The organism is Hominilimicola sp. (genome assembly GCF_046972485.1).
In the GTDB taxonomy this organism is placed as follows: domain Bacteria; phylum Bacillota; class Clostridia; order UBA1381; family UBA1381; genus Hominilimicola; species Hominilimicola fabiformis.
In genome coordinates this window covers 1-17,050 of record NZ_JBKVWU010000040.1, presented here as the reverse complement: position 1 = coordinate 17,050, position 17,050 = coordinate 1, and the positions used below count along the sequence as shown (strand labels likewise).

Here is a 17,050-nt window from a genome sequence, read left to right as displayed (position 1 = left end):
ATTTTCATCAATGTACAAAATATTAGTGTAGTCGATACAATTCGACACAAAATTTTAAATAGATTAGGACTTTGGTTTTAAGGAGGAAAACAAAATGAGTAAAAACAAGATTCAAGTTCCTGAGGCAAAGCAAGCTATGGAGCAGTTCAAAATGGAAGCAGCTAACGAAGTAGGCGTAAACCTAAAGCAAGGTTACAACGGTGACCTTACAGCAAAGCAAGCCGGAAGTATCGGCGGTCAAATGGTTAAAAAGATGATAGCTGATTACGAAAGCAGAATGAAATAAGACATTCTGAAAGTAAACTTACTATCATAAATTAATCAAATCACAAAAACGGTGATTAAAAATGAAAATCATTTTTAATCACCGTTTATCTTTTGCTTTATTTCCTGAACTATTTCAACCAACTTAAATTTAACAACAACTTCTTTATCGTTTTTGGTAATTATATCGTAAGTATCTTTATCAAGTTTTTCACGAAGAATTTTTTCGCTTTCTTTACTGAGCCGAACTTCCTCGCCCTCTTTAAAGCACAACGGCGGATACATAACGCACCACCAATTATGTCCTTCACCGCTGCCGAGAACAATCCTTACACCGTAATATTCGCCCGCCGGCAAAATCATTGACTTATATGTTTTTTCGGGAAACTCAAATTTACCGTATTCGGCGTGTGCCGTATATGAAAAACCGTTTTCACGAAGTACGTCATTCGCTATATCTTCAAATTCACTTAAATCGTTTATTATCTCATCGCGACATTCGTTTTTATCCGTTTTTGAAAGTCTGTCGCCGACATTTTTTAAAATTGCGTCACGCACCTTTAATTTAACTGCTTGGTCGTTATCATCGTCACTGTCCGCGATAATATGTAATCTTATCAAATTATCCTGCAAATCCGCCTGTACATCGTCCGAATATGCAGTTACACAAACCGTCATACAAAGTGCCACCAAAAATACCGCTATTATCTTATTCATAATTCATACCTCACCGATTTAATTTTGTATTGAAATTATTAACCTATTTTTCATCTCGCATACATATTTATTACGATTTTATGGAAATACTAAAGAAAAATCACAAGGAGGAAGTAATATGAAAAAATTAATATCTGTCGTTCTGGCATTTGCATTGATAACTTGCGGCGTCGTTTATTACACTAACGAAAACAACGCATATGCGGTAAGTGCCTCATCAAACGAAAAACAGCTTTTGGCAAGAGCGGTAAACGGCGAGGCACGCGGTGAGCCTTACGAAGGACAAGTTGCCGTTGCGGCAGTTATTTTAAATCGTGTACGTCATTCGTCATTCCCTAACACAATTTCGGGTGTTATCTATCAGCCGGGTGCATTTACGGCGGTCAGTGACGGACAGATAAATGTTCCTATCGATGAAAATTCTACGGTTTACAAAGCCTGCAATGACGCTTTAAACGGTTGGGATCCGTCCGGCGGCGCGATATACTATTTTAATCCCGACACCGCCACAAATGCTTGGATATGGTCAAGACCGCTTATTAAAACCATCGGCAAACACAGATTTTGCAAATAATATGAGAGAGAGGAAAATAATATGGAGAGAAAAAAAAGCATACACGTTTGGCTGTATACAATACTTATTGTAGGAATAATCGCCGCAGTCATATGGGGTGCTACCGCAACGAAAAATGCAAAAGCACTTGAAGTTACCACAGAAAATCAGTACAACAGAGCGTTCCACGAGCTTGTCGGTTATGTTGACGATATAGACACTCTTTTGAGCAAAACACAACTTACAAAAAGTCCCGCACAGCTTGCAAAACTTTCGAGCGATATTTTTAGACAAAGTGCAGAGGCAAAGTCATGTCTTGGTCAGCTTCCCACATCAGAGGTACAGCTTGACAACACGTCAAAATTTCTTTCACAAGTCGGCGATTACACCTATGTGCTTTCGCAGTCAATGATTAACGGCGAAGAAATTTCACAGGAAGAATATGACAATCTTGCGTCAATGAACGAATATGCCGCAACACTAAAAAATACGCTCTCAGAAATAGAAACAAAAATTTACAACGGAGAAGTACGCATTTCACAGTCACGGACAAGACAGCGCGGAACAGTCGCAGACGCGGCAGATTCAAACGTACTTGACGATTTGGCGAACGTAGAAAAATCATTTGACGAATATCCGTCACTTATATATGACGGTCCGTTCTCGGAGCATATTGAAAACAGAGAGCCTGCACTTTTGAAAAACGCACACACAATTTCACAAGAGGACGCACTGAACACCGCTGAGAAATTTGTCGGTACAAACGGCTTGGCTTTTGAAAGTCTTTCGGAAAATACCGCAATACCGTCATACACATTTGTGAAAAACACCGACTCAAATCAAATTTCAATAAGTATAACAAAAGACGGTGGATATATTCTTTCATATCTGAACAGCAGAAATATTGACGGCGAACGTCTTGACATTAATTCCGCAACAGACAAAGCGGCTGAATTTTTGCAGAAAAACGGTTTTTACAGTATGCAGAGCAGTTATTATGAAAAATCAGGCGGTATCGCAACGATAAACTTTGCATATGTACAGGACAACGTAACGTGTTACAGTGACCTTGTAAAAGTTCGTGTTGCACTCGATACAGGTGAAATTGTAGGTCTTGAAACAAACGGATATATTATGAATCACGCAGAGAGAAACTTATCAGCCCCTGCACTTTCCGTTGATGACGCAAAATCAAAAATATCCACAGGACTTGACGTGACCGCAACAAAACTTGCTCTTGTTCCGAAGGACAGTATGAGAGAAGTGCTTTGCTATGAATTTAAGGGTGTTTTTAACGGCAAAAACTTTTTAATCTATGTCAATGCCGAAAACGGTCGTGAAGAAGAAATATTCCTGCTTATCGAATCGGAAGAAGGAATTTTGACAGTATAATTTAATATATTGACTTTTTCGTGTATTTACGATACAATATATAATAGTATATTATAGGTACATTGTAAATATAGGAAAGGAAATAAAACCAATGAGTAAAAGATTATTTACTTCGGAATCTGTAACAGAAGGTCATCCCGATAAAATCTGTGACCAAATTTCTGACGCAATTCTTGATGAAATACTAAAAGAAGATCCGATGGCAAGAGTCGCTTGCGAAACTACTTGTACAACGGGTATAATCTCAATTATGGGTGAAATTACAACATCTTGCTATGTTGATTTCCCTAAGGTTGCAAGACAGGTTGTTCTTGACATAGGCTATGACAGAGCTAAATACGGCTTTGACGGTACAACTTGTGCCGTTGTTACGGCTATTGACGAACAGTCGCCTGATATTGCGCAAGGCGTTAATGACGGTTATGAAAACCGTGAACAAGGCGGTAATGACAACGAAAATTCAACAGGTGCCGGCGACCAGGGTATGATGTTCGGTTACGCTTGTGACGAAACACCCGAATTTATGCCAATGCCGATTTCTCTTGCACACAAAATGGCAAAGAAACTTACACAAGTAAGAAAAGACGGTATCCTTGATTATCTTCGCCCTGACGGCAAAACTCAAGTTACTGTTGAATATGATGACGATAAACCCGTAAGAGTTGACGCAGTTGTTGTATCAAGCCAGCATTCTCCTGATGTTGATATTCAAAAACTTCGTGAAGATATTAAGAGAGAAGTTATTTTAACAACTGTTCCGGCTGAACTTATCGATGAAAACACTAAGTTTTATATCAATCCGACAGGCAGATTTGTTGTCGGCGGTCCTAACGGTGACAGCGGTTTAACTGGAAGAAAACTTATCGTTGACACATACGGCGGTTATGCAAGACACGGCGGCGGTGCTTTTTCGGGTAAAGACCCTACAAAGGTTGACAGAAGTGCCGCATATGCATCTCGTTGGGTTGCAAAGAATGTTGTTGCGGCAGGACTTGCAAAGAAGTGTGAAGTTCAGCTTGCATATGCAATCGGCGTTGCACACCCTGTTTCAATAATGGTTGATACTTTCGGTACTGCAACAGTTGATGAAGATAAGATTGAACAGGCAATCGAAAAAGTATTTGATTTAAGACCGCACGCAATTATCAAACAACTTGATTTGAGAAAGCCTATCTACAAAAACCTTGCCGCTTACGGTCATATGGGACGTGAGGATTTAGGCGTAAGTTGGGAAAAACTTGATAAAGTGGAAGAATTGAAAGCTGCAATTAAATAACTAATAAAATCCGATGGCATTAACCATCGGATTTTTTATGCACTCAAAAAGCACATCTTACGATGTGCTTTTTGTAATACAAATAACTTTTTCATTAGAAATCTACTTCTGTACCGTAGTATGTGCAAGTAAACAATTTCTCCATCTGTTCCGGAGTAATTGAACGTGGGTTTGAACCTGTGCAAGCATCACCTACTGCAAGTTCGGCGATTGATGACAATTTTTCTTTAAATTCATCTTCCTTAACACCGAATTCCTGCAATGTCTTAGGGATATTCATAGCTCTGTTAAATTCTTCAATCTTAGCGATTAGAGCATTTACCTGTGCCTTTTCAGATGTTCCGCCAAGTCCTACACGTCTTGCAATATCTGCATAACGGTGCATAGCCTCTGGCTCGTGTGCGTTGTACTTAATTACATACGGCAAATAAATTGCATTTGCACATCCGTGAGGAATATGACCTGTTGAGAATGCCGCACCTGTTTTATGTGCCATTGAGTGAACTATACCAAGCAAAGCATTTGAGAATGCCTGACCTGCAAGACATTGTGCATAGTGCATTTGTTCTCTCGCGTTCATATCGCACTTATACGACTGCGGTAAGTAATCAAGCACCATCTCTATTGCCTTAATTGCAAGAGGGTCTGTAAACGGTGAATTAAGCGTTGATACATATGCCTCGATTGCGTGAGTAAGTGCGTCCATACCTGTGTATGCAACTTGCTTTATCGGCAATGATTCAACAAGCTGTGGGTCTACGATTGCAACGTCCGGTGTAATCTCGAAGTCTGCAAGAGGATACTTGATACCCTTTGCATAATCTGTGATAACCGAAAATGCAGTAACTTCAGTAGCCGTACCCGATGTTGACGGAATAGCTACAAATTTAGCCTTTTGGCGAAGTTTCGGGAATGAGAAAGGTGTACAGAGTTGCTCAAAAGTAACCTCAGGATATTCATAGAATGCCCACATAGCCTTAGCCGCGTCAATCGGTGAACCTCCGCCGATTGCTACGATTACATCAGGCTGAAAATCTGTCATAGCCTTTGCACCCTTCATAACAGTTTCAACTGACGGGTCAGGCTCAACACCTTCAAACAACTGTACTTCCATTCCTGCTTCTTTTAAATATGCTTCTACTTTATCAAGAAAACCGCCGCGACGCATTGAACTGCCGCCCGATACGACGATAGCTTTTTTACCGTCAATATTCTTTAGGTTTTCAAGTGAATCCTTTCCGTAATACAAATCTCTTGGTAATGTAAATCTTCCCATAATAAATAACCTCCTCTAATAATAAGAAAAAAGTAGTTGTTAAATTATTATCAATCTAACAACTACATTATATCACTTTATATTCAGTTTTTCAATGATTTAAACCTATTTTACAAAAAATTTACCTTTTGCATAAATTTCTTGGTTTATTTTGTACACTTTTTAAAATCATAAATTAAAAAATCTTGTTGCGATATTGAAAAATATCAAAATACTCGTTGCATCGACAATGGTCGTTATAAGCGGTGCCGCCATAACAGCGGGGTCAAGCTTACAACGCTTTGCAAGCATAGGCAGTGAACAGCCTATAAACTGCGAAATTATGACTATAAATATAATCGACAGACTCACCACAGTCGCAATTTGCAAATCACCTGACATTATCCATATTCGCACACCGTTTACGATTGCCAATATAACGCATATTACAAGCGAAATTCTGAATTCGGTAAATATGACTTTTAAGAAGTCTTTCAGTTTAATTTCGTCAACCGACATTCCGCGAATTATCATTGTTGAGCTTTGCGAACCACAGTTACCGCCCGTGCTCATAAGCATAGGAATAAACGATACAAGTGCAGGTATCGCCGCACACGCGTCCTCATATTTTGTTAAAATAGTTCCCGTTATCGCCGCCGACAACATCAGTATCAACAGCCAAAAAATTCTGTTTTTGGCGTGTTTAAAATCAGACGTTTTGAAATACGATTCCTCCGTCGGATTGATAGCCGCCATTCTTTCGATATCCTCTGTTGCCTCGTCCTGCATAACGTCGATTGCGTCGTCAAAGGTTACGATACCGACAAGTCTGCCCTCGTCGTCAACAACAGGCATTGTTACAAAGTCGTATTTATTCATATCCTTTGCAACGTCCTCTTTATCGCTCAAAGTATGCACGCATATTATGGTCTTATCCATTATATCGCACACTTTTTCATTCGGCTCGGCAAGCAAAAGATTTTTTACCGACAAATATCCCAACAGTTTTCTGTTGTCATCAGTGACATAACAAGTATAAATCGTTTCAGCCTCATTGATTGTACGTCTTATACGTTTGATTGCGTCACTGATTGTCATTTTCGGTCTAAGACTGATATAATCGGTCGTCATAAGACTTCCGGCACTGTCCTCGGGATATTTCAATATCTCATTTATCATCTGACGCATATCAGGTTCTGTATTTTTAAGAATACGTTTCACCACATTTGCAGGCATTTCCTCAACTATATCCGCCGCGTCATCAACGTAAAGCTCATCAAATACTTCCTTGATTTCATTATCCGAAAAACCGCGTATCAAAAGCTCTTGCTCATCGGTGTCCATAAGTGCGAATGTATCCGCCGCCAAATCTTTCGGCAAAAGTCTAAATAAAAGCGGTAAACTGTCCGAAGAAACCTCTGAAAACATTGCCGCTATATCCGCCTCATTCATTGACGAAAGTACATCTCGAAGTGATGAATATTTTTTGTTTTCAAGTAATGTTTCGATTGTCTTAGCCAATGCTGTCATTTTCATCACTCCTATCATTTTTAGTCCTATATATAGTATAACCTTATTTTTGCTTTGTGTCAATTTTTAATTCCGATTTTTGTGTAAAATATATTTTTGAAAAGTTTTTTATTTTTTTCAAAAAAACTATTGACATTTGTCTAAATATAAGTTATAATAGTCAAGCAGTCAAGAGTTGGCCCGGTAGTTCAGTTGGTTAGAACGCCAGCCTGTCACGCTGGAGGTCGTGAGTTCGAGCCTCATCCGGGTCGCCAACAAAAAAGGAAGTACAATGTACTTCCTTTTTTATTTTTAATTTCAGATATAAAAAAATGCCCTTATGGGCAAATTCTATAATGTAATGACCTCAACTTGATTTCCGTGTTCTTTTATTATATCAATTAAATCTTCTGCTTTTAAATACACTGTTGCGGTATTATCATTCGGATGTACGGCTATTAAGTGTCCCGTTTTTGCAAATTCTTTATCTATAAAAAATTTAACTTTTAACTCTTTATCGTTTAACAATCCGAACGGTGTAACCGCTCCCGGTATCACATCCATTATACTTTTCAACTCGTCCTCCGACGCAAAGCTTAAAGCACGAGTATTATTTTCCTTTCTAAACTCCTTTAAATTAACCTTTTTATCGCCTTTTACGGTTATAAGATAATAATTTCTTTTCTTATCATCTCTGACAAAAAGATTTTTCGCCTCCGCTTCGGGATAAGGAATATAAATCTGCGATACTTCTTCCATATTACAAACCGCTTTGTGTTCGGTTACTTCGTGCAATAAATTTTTTTCTTTTAAATAATCAAGTATTTCTTGTTTATTCATACTTTATCCCCTGTCCAAAATCGTTAAAAGATTTCGTTCAAACCGTTCGTCATCTTCTTTAGTTCTCTTTTTCGGGTTAAACGTCTTACCGCCTTTTCTGCCGGCTCGGCGTACTTTCTGTCCCAAAAACCTTTCAAACATAAGTTTATCGATATTATTGTTATCATAAATAAGTCCGCTGTTACCGATTGCGTACGCACTGCGTCCGAGTTCAAGCGACGCAACGCCGTAATCCTGTGTAACAATGACGTCACCCTTTTCACTGTCGTTTATAAGTGCAAGGTCAACTGCGTCCCTGCCCTTACTTATCGTCACAATCTTACTGTAATCCGAGCTTAAAATATGACTTGAATCGATATACATAACAACTTCGATATTCTTCTGTTTTGCAACCTTTTCAATAATTTCTTTAACAGGACACGCGTCCGCATCAACAAGTATCTTCATCATACATACCTTATAATCGCAATTATTACGCCCAAAATCGCACCGGCAAAAACTTCAATCGGAGTATGTCCCAAAAGTTCTTTCAGACGTTTTTCTGTTTTTGAAAAATCGGCATTCATAACAGACTCAACCAATTTATTAAGTATAGCAGCCTGCTGACCTGCACTTCTTCTGACGCCTGCCGCATCATACATAACCACAAACGACATAACCGCCGATATTGCAAAAGCCCCACTGTCAAAACCTTGCGTAAAGCCGATAGACATTGTAAGTGCCATTACAAAAGATGAATGTGAACTCGGCATACCGCCCGAACCGATTATTCTCTTAAAATCAAACTTCTTTTTATCCCAAACGAGTATCATCTTTAGTACCTGTGCCGCAAACCAACCTATAAGAGCCGTTATAAGCACCGAATTTGAAATAAGCTGTTGTAAATATGACATTAACTATCTCCTTTAGAATTTTCTATCAATTAAGTAATCTGTAAGATTTATAAGAAATTCCGCTTTTTCACCGAACATTTCAAGTGACTTCTTTGCTTTTTCCGAATATTCCTTTGCCAATTCCTTTGACTTCTCCAACCCTACAAGCTTTACATATGTATTTTTGTTTTCTTCCGCATCCGAGCCGATAGGCTTACCAAGCTCTTTTTCATCGCCTGTAACGTCAAGAATATCGTCCTGTATCTGAAACGCAACACCGAGATTTTGAGCAAATTCATCAACGGCTTTTATTTCTCCGTCACTCGCACCGCCCATCAACGCGCCGACTGTGCAGGCACTTCTTATAATTGCGCCAGTCTTGTTAAGGTGAAGATATTTAAGCTCATCAAGGGTAATATCCTTACCTTCACTCTCCATATCGACAATCTGACCGCCTATCATACCCTCTGTACCTGACGATACGGCAAGCATATTCATTGCTTTAATCGCCCTTTGAGGATTGTTGCCGTTGTACTGCGACACAACTTCAAATGCCTTGTTCAAAAGTGCGTCACCTGCCAAAATAGCGGTTGCCTCACCGAATTTAATATGACTGGTCGGCATACCGCGTCGTAAATCATCATTATCCATTGCAGGCAAATCGTCGTGAATAAGCGAATATGTGTGTATCATTTCAAGCGCACACGCAAACGGAATAACCTCATTTACATCACCGCCGCACATTTTACAAGTATTCATCATAAGTATCGGACGAAGTCTTTTACCGCCCGCAAAAACACTGTATCGCATTGCCTTGTATATAATATTCTGCGGATTGTCTTTTTCGGCAAGGTACTTATCAAGATAACCGTCTGTAAATTTAATCTGCTCTTTCAGCAATTCCTTTATATTATTCATTGTCCGCACCTGTAAAGTCCTCTTTTACTATTTCTCCGTCATCATTTGTCATCAGTATAGAAACTTTCTTTTCTGCCGTGTCAAGCATTTTCTGACAGCTTTTCGATAATTTTATTCCCTTTTCAAAAAGTCCGAGTGACTCGTCAAGAGTCACGTCACCGTTTTCAAGCTGTTCAACAATTTCTTCAAGTTCAGCTATTGACTGTTCAAATGTCTTTGCCATATCTATTCTCCCTTTACTACACAATTTGTCTGTCCGTCTTTCATTCTAAGCGTAAATTCCATACCCTTTTCCATATCGTTCGCACTTCTTATAACAGTTCCGTCCTCTTTTGTCGGAATCGAATATCCTCTTGAAAGAGTTTGCAGAGGACTTAACGCGTCAAGCTTTGCAGCCTGTTCCGCAAGCTGACGTCTTAGCGACATAGTTTTCATTTTAATGCAGTTATCCATAGATTTAACAAGCGAATCTATCTTCAAATAATAATCGTCAATCCTATCCTTAGGAGTACGCATTTTAAATCGTTTTAAAAGCAATTTACAGCTTTCGATACGCTTGACTATATTTTGAGAAATACGGTTTTTATCGGTATTTATTCTGTTTCTGAGTTCAATCATTGACGGTACTGCTATTTCTGCCGCCGCTGACGGAGTAGGTGCTCTCAAATCCGCAACGAAATCGGCAATCGTAAAATCTGTTTCGTGTCCGACAGCCGATATAATCGGTATATTCGAATTAAATATCGCCCTTGCGGTGATTTCCTCATTAAATGCCCACAAGTCCTCTATACTGCCGCCTCCGCGTCCGACAATCAGCGTATCAACCTCATTTGTTGCGTTAAAGTATTCAATCGCTTTAACAACGCTTTCCGCCGCACCGACACCCTGTACCTGTGCAGGATATATCACAATTTCAGCCATAGGATAACGTCTTGTTATAACATTTATAATATCCCTTACCGCCGCACCTGTTGAGGCTGTAACAACTCCGACACGTTTAGGGAATTTCGGAATAGGCTTTTTATGTTCAGGACGGAAAAGTCCTTCTTCTTCAAGCTGTTTCTTTAATTGTTCGTATGCTATATAAAGTTCACCCACGCCGTCGGGTATCATTTCCTCTATATAAAGCTGATACGAACCGCCCGCCTCATACACACTTACTCTTCCTCGTGCAAGGACTTTCATACCGTCGCTCGGTTCAAAGTTAAGCGACTGTGCACTGCCTCTGAACATTACCGCTTTAAGCACTCCACCCTCGTCTTTAAGCGTTATATAAAGATGTCCGGAATAATGATGTTTAAAATTCGATATTTCGCCCTTTATCCAAACATTATTAAGTATTATATTATGGTCAAGTATTTTCTTTACATAACCGTTTATCTGTGAAACGGTAGCAATTTTAGGTTCCAAGCCTATGCCTCCTTATGTGCCAGATGTGCAAGATATGCTGTTCCGACTGCATTATCGGTTGAATATTCCGCTTTTGCAAAATACACATCACCGTCAAGTTTTTTTGTAAGTCCGTTTCTTATAATTCCATTTGACGCAACACCGCCCACAATCAACACGCGGTGAGTGTTTGTGTCCGTCATTGCCTTATTTATCGTTTTAACAAGTGTATCACGAACATTTTCAAGTACGCCGAGTGCAAGAGCGGATTTATCGCATTTTTCACTCTCCGCCATGCGTGACGCTTTTGTTTCAACACCCGAAAAATTCATATACGCACCGTCAACGGCTATCGGAAGTTTTTCACCTTTTTCAGTCTTTAGAGCAAGCTGTTCCAAAGCCTTACCGGCAGGAAAATGCAAACCCATTTTTACGCCCACTCTGTCAATAAATTGTCCGGCACTTATATCCTTACTTCCGCCGATAATTTCATTGTCAAAATTAAATTCGTTGTAACGGCTTTTCAAAATTTCCGTTGTACCGCCCGAAAGGTGTACCGATATAAAATCGTTTTCAAGCAATTCAAAAGAGCCGCTTGAATATATTCCTGCCATTATGTGTCCGTCTTGGTGTGAAAATTCATACAAAGGCACACCCAAAGTATTAGCGACAACCTTTGCATACCCCTCACCTGCAAGGAATACAGGCATATATGATCCCTCTACACATCTCGGTCTTGTACTGACTCCAACCGCCTTAACATCTTTAAAATCAATCTGCTCCGACAATTTTTCATACATCACCGGCATTAATTTCATATGCTGAAAAACGCCGTCACTTTGACGTATTCCTCTTTCACCGTCTTTGACGTATAAAATCTGTCGTACATTTATATCGGTTTTTCCGTCAGTCCACGCAGTTGACGTTGTGTAATTGCTTGTATCAAAGCCTATTGTACTCACGCTAACTCCTTAAATACATTACCCAAAAGTCCGTTTACGAATGTAGGGTCACCGTCATCGCCGTAACGCTTTGCAAGTTCAACCGCCTCATTTATCGCAACTTTCGGCGGTACGTCGTCCATATACTTCATTTCAAATATTGCAAGCTTCATTATTGAAAGTGATGCTTTTGAAATTCTTGAAAGCGTCCAACCTGCTTTCAGATACTTTGCAACCGTATCTTCAAGCTCGCTTTCGTGTTCTTTCACTCCGTCAATAATCTGTCTTATATAACCGAGATTTGTTTCACATTCGGGACGTGCATTTAAAAGCTCCTCCAAAATTACGTCCATATCATCCTCGTGCATATTCATTTGGAACACTTGTGTAAAAGCAGCGTCCCTTGCTTGACTTCTCGTCTGTTTTTTCATATTTTTATTCCTTTCCCAAAATAATAAGGCTACTTAAATTCTATGTTAAAACTATACCACAATAACATAAAAAAATCAAGGCTTATGCCTATAAGACACAATCCTTGATTTATTTTCTCAGTCTTGAATATCCTCATCGTCCATAGAATCTTCATCAGTGTCAACAGTCGGTAAAGGTGTTTCGTTTACGTTGCTGTCAAGTTCGATTTTTTCTTCTTTTTCCTTTTCAAAGCTTACGCCTTCGATATGGATATTAACCTTTTGAACATCAAGTCCTGTCATTGTTTCAACGCTGTTTTTAACGTTTTCTTGAATTTCCCAAGAAAGTTCCGGTATTCTTACACCGTAATCCACCACAATATAAAGGTCAATCGTTGCAGTTGTTTCGTTCATATCAACCTTAACGCCCTTTGACGGATTTTTCTTTGCACCGAACATTTCGGCAATACCGCCGGCAAATGTTCCGTACATTCCCGCAACGCCGTCAATCTCTGTTGTTGCGATACCTGCGATTGTTGATACAACGTCAACTGAAATTTTTATATTTCCGATTGGTTCTTCTTCAACTTCTGCATTTGCAGTTGTTTCTTCGGCAGTTTCTTCGTTTATGCCGTCTTCGTTTTGAACATTCTTAATTTCTTCATCCATAATGCTACCTCCGTAAATTTTTCCGAATAAATTATTATATGTATATTATAACAGATAAATCACTTTACTTCAACTATTTTTATGTTTTGTGCTGAAATTTTAAGTTGTTCGGTTGCGATTGACGTAAGTTTTACTACATCTTCGTCTGAAAATCCGTCTTTTCGTACCATAATATTTGCCTCACTGCCGTCTACATACACACATATTTCACTGTAGCCCTTTGACTGTGCGATACTTTCGATTTCTGATTCTTTCTGTACGTTGTTTGCCTCTTCAAGAATTTTGTCACCGGCTTTTTTACGAATATCGGCGTCAAAGCTTTCGTTTTCGGCAGTTTGATTTAATATTTCAAGTGACTTTGAACGTGATGTTTCTTTATTCATCTTTGCCTGTTCAAAATAATTGCCAGAATCTGACGCGGTTTCTACCGTTACATTGCTTTCCTGACTGTCCGTTGCCTGTTCGCCGTCATCTTCCGTTACTGCCGTTTCCTCCGCTTGCTCGCTGTCGTTTTGTTCCGCGTTGTCCGTTGATGTTTCCTCCGCTACCGTATCGGAAGAAACATACTGTGCCTCACCGAGTTTCTTGCCGGTTTCAACGTAGCTTTCGCCGTCCTGTACCCTTATTGTATCTTGATACGACCAATTCAAGTATCCGGCAACTCCTATAAGTACCACAAGCGATGCCGCTATTATCTCCTTCTTCTTCAAAACCATTTTATTTTACCTCCTTCTTAAATATACATATTCTGTGTGCAGGCACGTCAAGTGATGCTGTAACCGCCTCGGAAATAGCACTTCTGACTGCACTGTTTCCGCCCCCGTCGGCAGTCACGATAACACCTCTGACTTTTGGATACACCTCTTTTACCACCATAGGTTCACCGTCTGTCATAACAGCCTTTTTATCCTCGCTTTCTTCCTTTTCTCTTGATGAAACTTTCGTTTCGTAAGCGATGTTCTTTTCCGAACTTGAATAATAGGTTATCATAACAGATACCTCTCCGGCACCGTCAATCTGTGAAAGAATGTTCGCAAGCCTCTCTTCTTCATCTTCAACACTTGTTACGGCTGCCGTAGGTTGTACGTCAGCTTTTTTATTTTTGTCCACACTTGCCACTGCCATAAGTACAACTCCAATTATTAATATTAAGCATATCAGTCTGTTATTCTTATTTTTAAATATTTTAAGTAAATCTTCCTTATTCATCATGCACCTCATAAGGTTTCAAACCGTATACCTCGCATATTCTGCTCCTTGCACGGTCCGTTAATTTATCCCCGTAAACGCGTACACTGTCTACCCCTGTAATCTCACCTTCGTCATTCACCATTATTTCACATTCCGCCGTAACCGATAATTTAAATTCTTTTTCCATTCGTGCTTTAATATCCTCGTTTATCCTGTTTTTCAGTTCTTCTATAACAAGTTCCGTCTGCATATTACTGCTGTCGGCTATGTTTTCCTGTACACTGTCAAAGCCGTCAAATATATCACTTTTTACAATAGCTGTCACAGGAGAAATGATACAGCTTATTATAACCAAACCTGTTATAACCTGTACATAACTGCGCCACTTTTCAGGTGCAATAATCCCAGCCATAGCCGAAAGCAAAGTCGCACCGATTATGGTTATGATGTATTCTTTCATTGCTTATCCTCCTATGCCAGTGGCGGCTAACATAATACTTATATTAATCATAAAAAGTACCGCTACCATAACCACTACCGCAAATATCGTTGTAACTGACTCCGACACCTCCCAAAGCATAGACGAAACACGTTTATCCGTAAGCGGTTCGGCTATTGATGATGTGAGTTTTAGCATTAACTGTATCACGCCAATTTTAAGTATCGGCAATACGCATATAACGCACATCATAATAATTCCCGATGTTCCGACCGCATTTTTCATAAGCCTTGTTCCGCTCACAACCGTTTCAAGCGTATCGGATAAAAACGTACCGACAACAGGTACAAGACTTCCTACCGCAAACTTAACCGCCTTACCGCTTACCGCGTCAAGTGCGGGAGAAGAAAAGCCGTATATCGCACTTATACCGGTAAAAATCGTTATGATCGCCGCCATAAGCCACTTTGAAATCGACTTAACCACCTTACAAAATCCCGAAAGCTGTACCTTGTCACTGATATTCCCTGCAACCGCAAGCACCGAACTGAACGCTATAAGCGGTACAAGGCACTTCTCAATAATTATCGACACAACATACACCGCCGCCGACATAACAGGCTGAAACGTTGACGCCGATACCGCTTTACCGCTTGTCGCAATCATAATCATCAACAGCGGTGAAAATTTCGTTATAAAGTCCGTCATTGCCGTAACAACCGTTGTTCCGTACTCCATAGCCGTTCCGAAACATTTTATCGCCGCCGCCGACATGAGCGTAAAGCAGGCGAAAAACGCCGCCTCACTTGTAGATTTATTTCCGAACGATGTTGAAATAGTTGTTATAATCCCCGAAATCGCCGCTATTATAAAAAGTATTATTACATCATCGGTACATTTCCTTATCTCCCCCATAATGTCGTCCGACAGCATATTTAATATATCAGTCGGATTTAACGACAAATCACCCGTCATACTCCTCTCCACCGTTTGATTAAACAAATCCTCACCCTCAAGTGTCGGTACGTCCGCATAAGCGGTTATCGGCATTATCAGCGTAAGGATAATGATTATTTTACACAGCAGAAAGTGCATTTACGCACACCTCCAAAAATTCCGTAACTATCGGCAGAGTCAGTCCCAATATAAACACCTTTCCGGCAAGCTCTACCTTTAAAGCAATAGCCCCCTCACCGCCGTCACGCAATATTTCCGCTCCGAACTGCGTTATATATGCCACACCGACCACTTTCATAACTGCCGTAAAATATCTTGTGTCCACACCGCTTTTCTCGGTTATAAGCGAAATCTGCGAAATTGCGGTTTCAAGCGTGTCAAGCGTAAAAAACAATATCACCGTCACTGTCGCAAGTGCAACAAGCAAAGCATATTCTTTCTTGTATTGCTTTACGGTCATTGACAAAATTCCGCCTATCAGCCCCACTCCTATAATCTTAAATATATCCATTCTTCTCACCTAAAGACTAAAAATATTTTTCACCGTATCAAACAAATCTCCGATTTGCTGTGACAGTATAAAAAGCACCGCCACAAGTCCGGCTATCGTTGTAAGCAAAGCTTGTTCGTCACGTCCTGCACGCGTTAAAAGCTGATTCAATACCGCTACGATTATTCCGACACCGGCTATCTGAAATATCAAATCTACATTCATAACTATATCTCCATTATATCAGCATAATAACAATCAACAGTCCGACAAGTACACCGCCGTTTCTGTACATTTTTCCGAAACGGCTGTATTCGCTCTGTGCCTGTTTTTCCTGCTCGGCTATCATACTTTTTATATATTTTATATTCTTTATCTGGTCATCAGTATCCGTTTTTCCTATGTTTTTCCCAAGTGTCATAAGTATATCTTTGTCCGCGTCTTTTAACGACAGTTTAGTACTGCATTCATTCACCGCATTTGTCCAAGCCGTTTTTATGCCTTTTTCATCCATATTTTCCGCGGCGAATTTAAACAATCCACATTTGTCCACACGCATAAATGCTTGTTTCAGCTTATTCATACTGAAATTTATTTCACTTTCGAGCATTTCAAGCGAAGTGATTATATTGTTTAAACTTTCCGCTCTTATTTTCATCGCAAAACTTATTTTAAACCCTAAATATCCACACGCAAAACCTGTCATTATCGCTCCGAGAATTTTCACCATTCCGTAAGAGCCTCCTCCACCGTTCCGATGCCCTTTCGCTTACTTAACGTTATAATTAAATCGAAAAATTTCAGCATACGTTTTAAATCGTCGCGTCTTTTTATCATATCAATATTTCTTCCGTGTATAGTTGCGATAACCCCCGCACCGCTGTTTGTTATCCGTTCGATTGCGTCAATGTCCGACTGCTTGCCTATTTCATCTGTGACTGAGTAAGAGAAAAGTATTGGTACAGGAC

General features: G+C 39.7%; 22 protein-coding genes, 1 tRNA gene and 2 pseudogenes. 5 read left to right on the top strand and 20 right to left on the bottom strand.

What is annotated here, in order from left to right; genetic code table 11:
- The first annotated feature begins 94 nt into the window (after window positions 1-94).
- A complete protein-coding gene (locus tag ACLTU0_RS06150; protein ID WP_022230400.1) occupies window positions 95-286 on the top strand; it encodes an alpha/beta-type small acid-soluble spore protein in 192 nt (63 codons plus the stop codon).
- Window positions 287-360: 74 nt separating this feature from the next.
- Here ACLTU0_RS06150 and spoIIR read toward each other — a convergent pair whose 3' ends face one another.
- On the bottom strand, window positions 361-981 hold the full coding sequence (gene spoIIR, locus ACLTU0_RS06145) for a stage II sporulation protein R (protein WP_412321665.1): 621 nt from the start codon (window positions 979-981) through the stop codon (window positions 361-363).
- Window positions 982-1,207: 226 nt separating this feature from the next.
- Between spoIIR and ACLTU0_RS06140 the strand changes: the two are divergent.
- The 3 genes and pseudogenes from ACLTU0_RS06140 to metK form a co-directional block, all read left to right on the top strand.
- A pseudogene (locus ACLTU0_RS06140) lies at window positions 1,208-1,555 on the top strand (cell wall hydrolase); the annotation flags it as partial.
- A gap of 21 nt (window positions 1,556-1,576) precedes the next feature.
- On the top strand, window positions 1,577-2,926 hold the full coding sequence (gene ypeB, locus ACLTU0_RS06135) for a germination protein YpeB (RefSeq protein ID WP_412275205.1): 1,350 nt from the start codon (window positions 1,577-1,579) through the stop codon (window positions 2,924-2,926).
- Window positions 2,927-3,017: 91 nt separating this feature from the next.
- Entirely contained in the window at window positions 3,018-4,202 is a 1,185-nt protein-coding gene (gene metK / locus ACLTU0_RS06130) for a methionine adenosyltransferase (protein WP_147513522.1), read from the top strand.
- 94 nt (window positions 4,203-4,296) lie between these two features.
- On the opposite strand, the gene ACLTU0_RS06125 is transcribed toward metK, so the two are convergent.
- Window positions 4,297-5,478 carry an iron-containing alcohol dehydrogenase gene (locus tag ACLTU0_RS06125; RefSeq protein WP_412321664.1) on the bottom strand — a complete coding sequence of 394 codons (1,182 nt, stop codon included), beginning with the start codon at window positions 5,476-5,478 and terminating at the stop codon, window positions 4,297-4,299.
- A gap of 168 nt (window positions 5,479-5,646) precedes the next feature.
- On the bottom strand, window positions 5,647-6,987 hold the full coding sequence (mgtE, locus tag ACLTU0_RS06120; RefSeq protein WP_337600102.1) for a magnesium transporter: 1,341 nt from the start codon (window positions 6,985-6,987) through the stop codon (window positions 5,647-5,649).
- A gap of 177 nt (window positions 6,988-7,164) precedes the next feature.
- On the opposite strand from mgtE, the gene ACLTU0_RS06115 reads away from it, so the two are divergent.
- Window positions 7,165-7,241 (top strand) — tRNA-Asp (locus tag ACLTU0_RS06115).
- Between the two features lie 76 nt (window positions 7,242-7,317).
- On the opposite strand, the gene ACLTU0_RS06110 is transcribed toward ACLTU0_RS06115, so the two are convergent.
- From ACLTU0_RS06110 to ACLTU0_RS06030, 17 genes and pseudogenes are all read right to left on the bottom strand, one after another.
- On the bottom strand, window positions 7,318-7,806 hold the full coding sequence (locus ACLTU0_RS06110) for a prolyl-tRNA synthetase associated domain-containing protein (RefSeq protein WP_412321663.1): 489 nt from the start codon (window positions 7,804-7,806) through the stop codon (window positions 7,318-7,320).
- A 3-nt stretch (window positions 7,807-7,809) separates the two neighbouring features.
- Window positions 7,810-8,253 (bottom strand): YaiI/YqxD family protein, encoded by a 444-nt coding sequence (locus tag ACLTU0_RS06105; RefSeq protein ID WP_412321666.1) that lies wholly within the window; start codon window positions 8,251-8,253, stop codon window positions 7,810-7,812.
- The gene (locus ACLTU0_RS06100; protein ID WP_147513520.1) at window positions 8,253-8,699 is read right to left on the bottom strand and encodes a divergent PAP2 family protein; all 447 of its coding nucleotides are present in this window, start codon (window positions 8,697-8,699) and stop codon (window positions 8,253-8,255) included. The genes ACLTU0_RS06105 and ACLTU0_RS06100 overlap by 1 nt, the downstream gene beginning before the upstream one ends.
- Window positions 8,700-8,711: 12 nt before the next feature.
- Window positions 8,712-9,596 (bottom strand): farnesyl diphosphate synthase, encoded by an 885-nt coding sequence (locus ACLTU0_RS06095; protein WP_308456379.1) that lies wholly within the window; start codon window positions 9,594-9,596, stop codon window positions 8,712-8,714.
- Complete coding sequence (gene xseB / locus ACLTU0_RS06090) at window positions 9,589-9,819, bottom strand: exodeoxyribonuclease VII small subunit (RefSeq protein WP_022230385.1); 231 nt, start codon at window positions 9,817-9,819, stop codon at window positions 9,589-9,591. The genes ACLTU0_RS06095 and xseB overlap by 8 nt, the downstream gene beginning before the upstream one ends.
- Window positions 9,820-9,821: 2 nt before the next feature.
- Window positions 9,822-11,006, bottom strand: a complete 1,185-nt coding sequence (xseA, locus tag ACLTU0_RS06085; protein WP_147513518.1) for an exodeoxyribonuclease VII large subunit — start codon at window positions 11,004-11,006, stop codon at window positions 9,822-9,824.
- A 2-nt stretch (window positions 11,007-11,008) separates the two neighbouring features.
- Window positions 11,009-11,947 (bottom strand): DNA-binding protein, encoded by a 939-nt coding sequence (locus ACLTU0_RS06080; protein WP_412321662.1) that lies wholly within the window; start codon window positions 11,945-11,947, stop codon window positions 11,009-11,011.
- Window positions 11,944-12,357 carry a transcription antitermination factor NusB gene (gene nusB, locus ACLTU0_RS06075; RefSeq protein WP_147513516.1) on the bottom strand — a complete coding sequence of 138 codons (414 nt, stop codon included), beginning with the start codon at window positions 12,355-12,357 and terminating at the stop codon, window positions 11,944-11,946. Before nusB ends, ACLTU0_RS06080 begins: the two co-directional genes overlap by 4 nt.
- 117 nt (window positions 12,358-12,474) lie before the next feature.
- Window positions 12,475-13,005, bottom strand: a complete 531-nt coding sequence (locus ACLTU0_RS06070) for an Asp23/Gls24 family envelope stress response protein (protein WP_117965135.1) — start codon at window positions 13,003-13,005, stop codon at window positions 12,475-12,477.
- A gap of 59 nt (window positions 13,006-13,064) precedes the next feature.
- Entirely contained in the window at window positions 13,065-13,721 is a 657-nt protein-coding gene (locus ACLTU0_RS06065) for a SpoIIIAH-like family protein (protein ID WP_412321661.1), read from the bottom strand.
- A 1-nt stretch (window position 13,722) separates the two neighbouring features.
- Window positions 13,723-14,214, bottom strand: coding sequence for a hypothetical protein (locus tag ACLTU0_RS06060; protein ID WP_412275196.1), 492 nt, complete (start codon window positions 14,212-14,214; stop codon window positions 13,723-13,725).
- Window positions 14,207-14,656, bottom strand: coding sequence for a stage III sporulation protein AF (locus ACLTU0_RS06055; protein ID WP_022230378.1), 450 nt, complete (start codon window positions 14,654-14,656; stop codon window positions 14,207-14,209). The genes ACLTU0_RS06060 and ACLTU0_RS06055 overlap by 8 nt, the downstream gene beginning before the upstream one ends.
- A gap of 3 nt (window positions 14,657-14,659) precedes the next feature.
- A complete protein-coding gene (locus ACLTU0_RS06050) occupies window positions 14,660-15,730 on the bottom strand; it encodes a stage III sporulation protein AE (RefSeq protein ID WP_412321660.1) in 1,071 nt (356 codons plus the stop codon).
- Window positions 15,711-16,103: a SpoIIIAC/SpoIIIAD family protein gene (locus tag ACLTU0_RS06045; RefSeq protein WP_022229967.1), complete on the bottom strand. Its 393-nt coding sequence runs from the start codon at window positions 16,101-16,103 to the stop codon at window positions 15,711-15,713. Before ACLTU0_RS06045 ends, ACLTU0_RS06050 begins: the two co-directional genes overlap by 20 nt.
- A 9-nt stretch (window positions 16,104-16,112) precedes the next feature.
- Window positions 16,113-16,307 (bottom strand): stage III sporulation protein AC, encoded by a 195-nt coding sequence (gene spoIIIAC / locus ACLTU0_RS06040; protein ID WP_022229966.1) that lies wholly within the window; start codon window positions 16,305-16,307, stop codon window positions 16,113-16,115.
- 13 nt (window positions 16,308-16,320) lie between these two features.
- On the bottom strand, window positions 16,321-16,812 hold the full coding sequence (locus tag ACLTU0_RS06035; protein WP_412321659.1) for a hypothetical protein: 492 nt from the start codon (window positions 16,810-16,812) through the stop codon (window positions 16,321-16,323).
- Window positions 16,806-17,050: pseudogene (locus ACLTU0_RS06030) on the bottom strand (hypothetical protein); the annotation flags it as partial. The gene ACLTU0_RS06035 and the pseudogene ACLTU0_RS06030, both read right to left, overlap by 7 nt.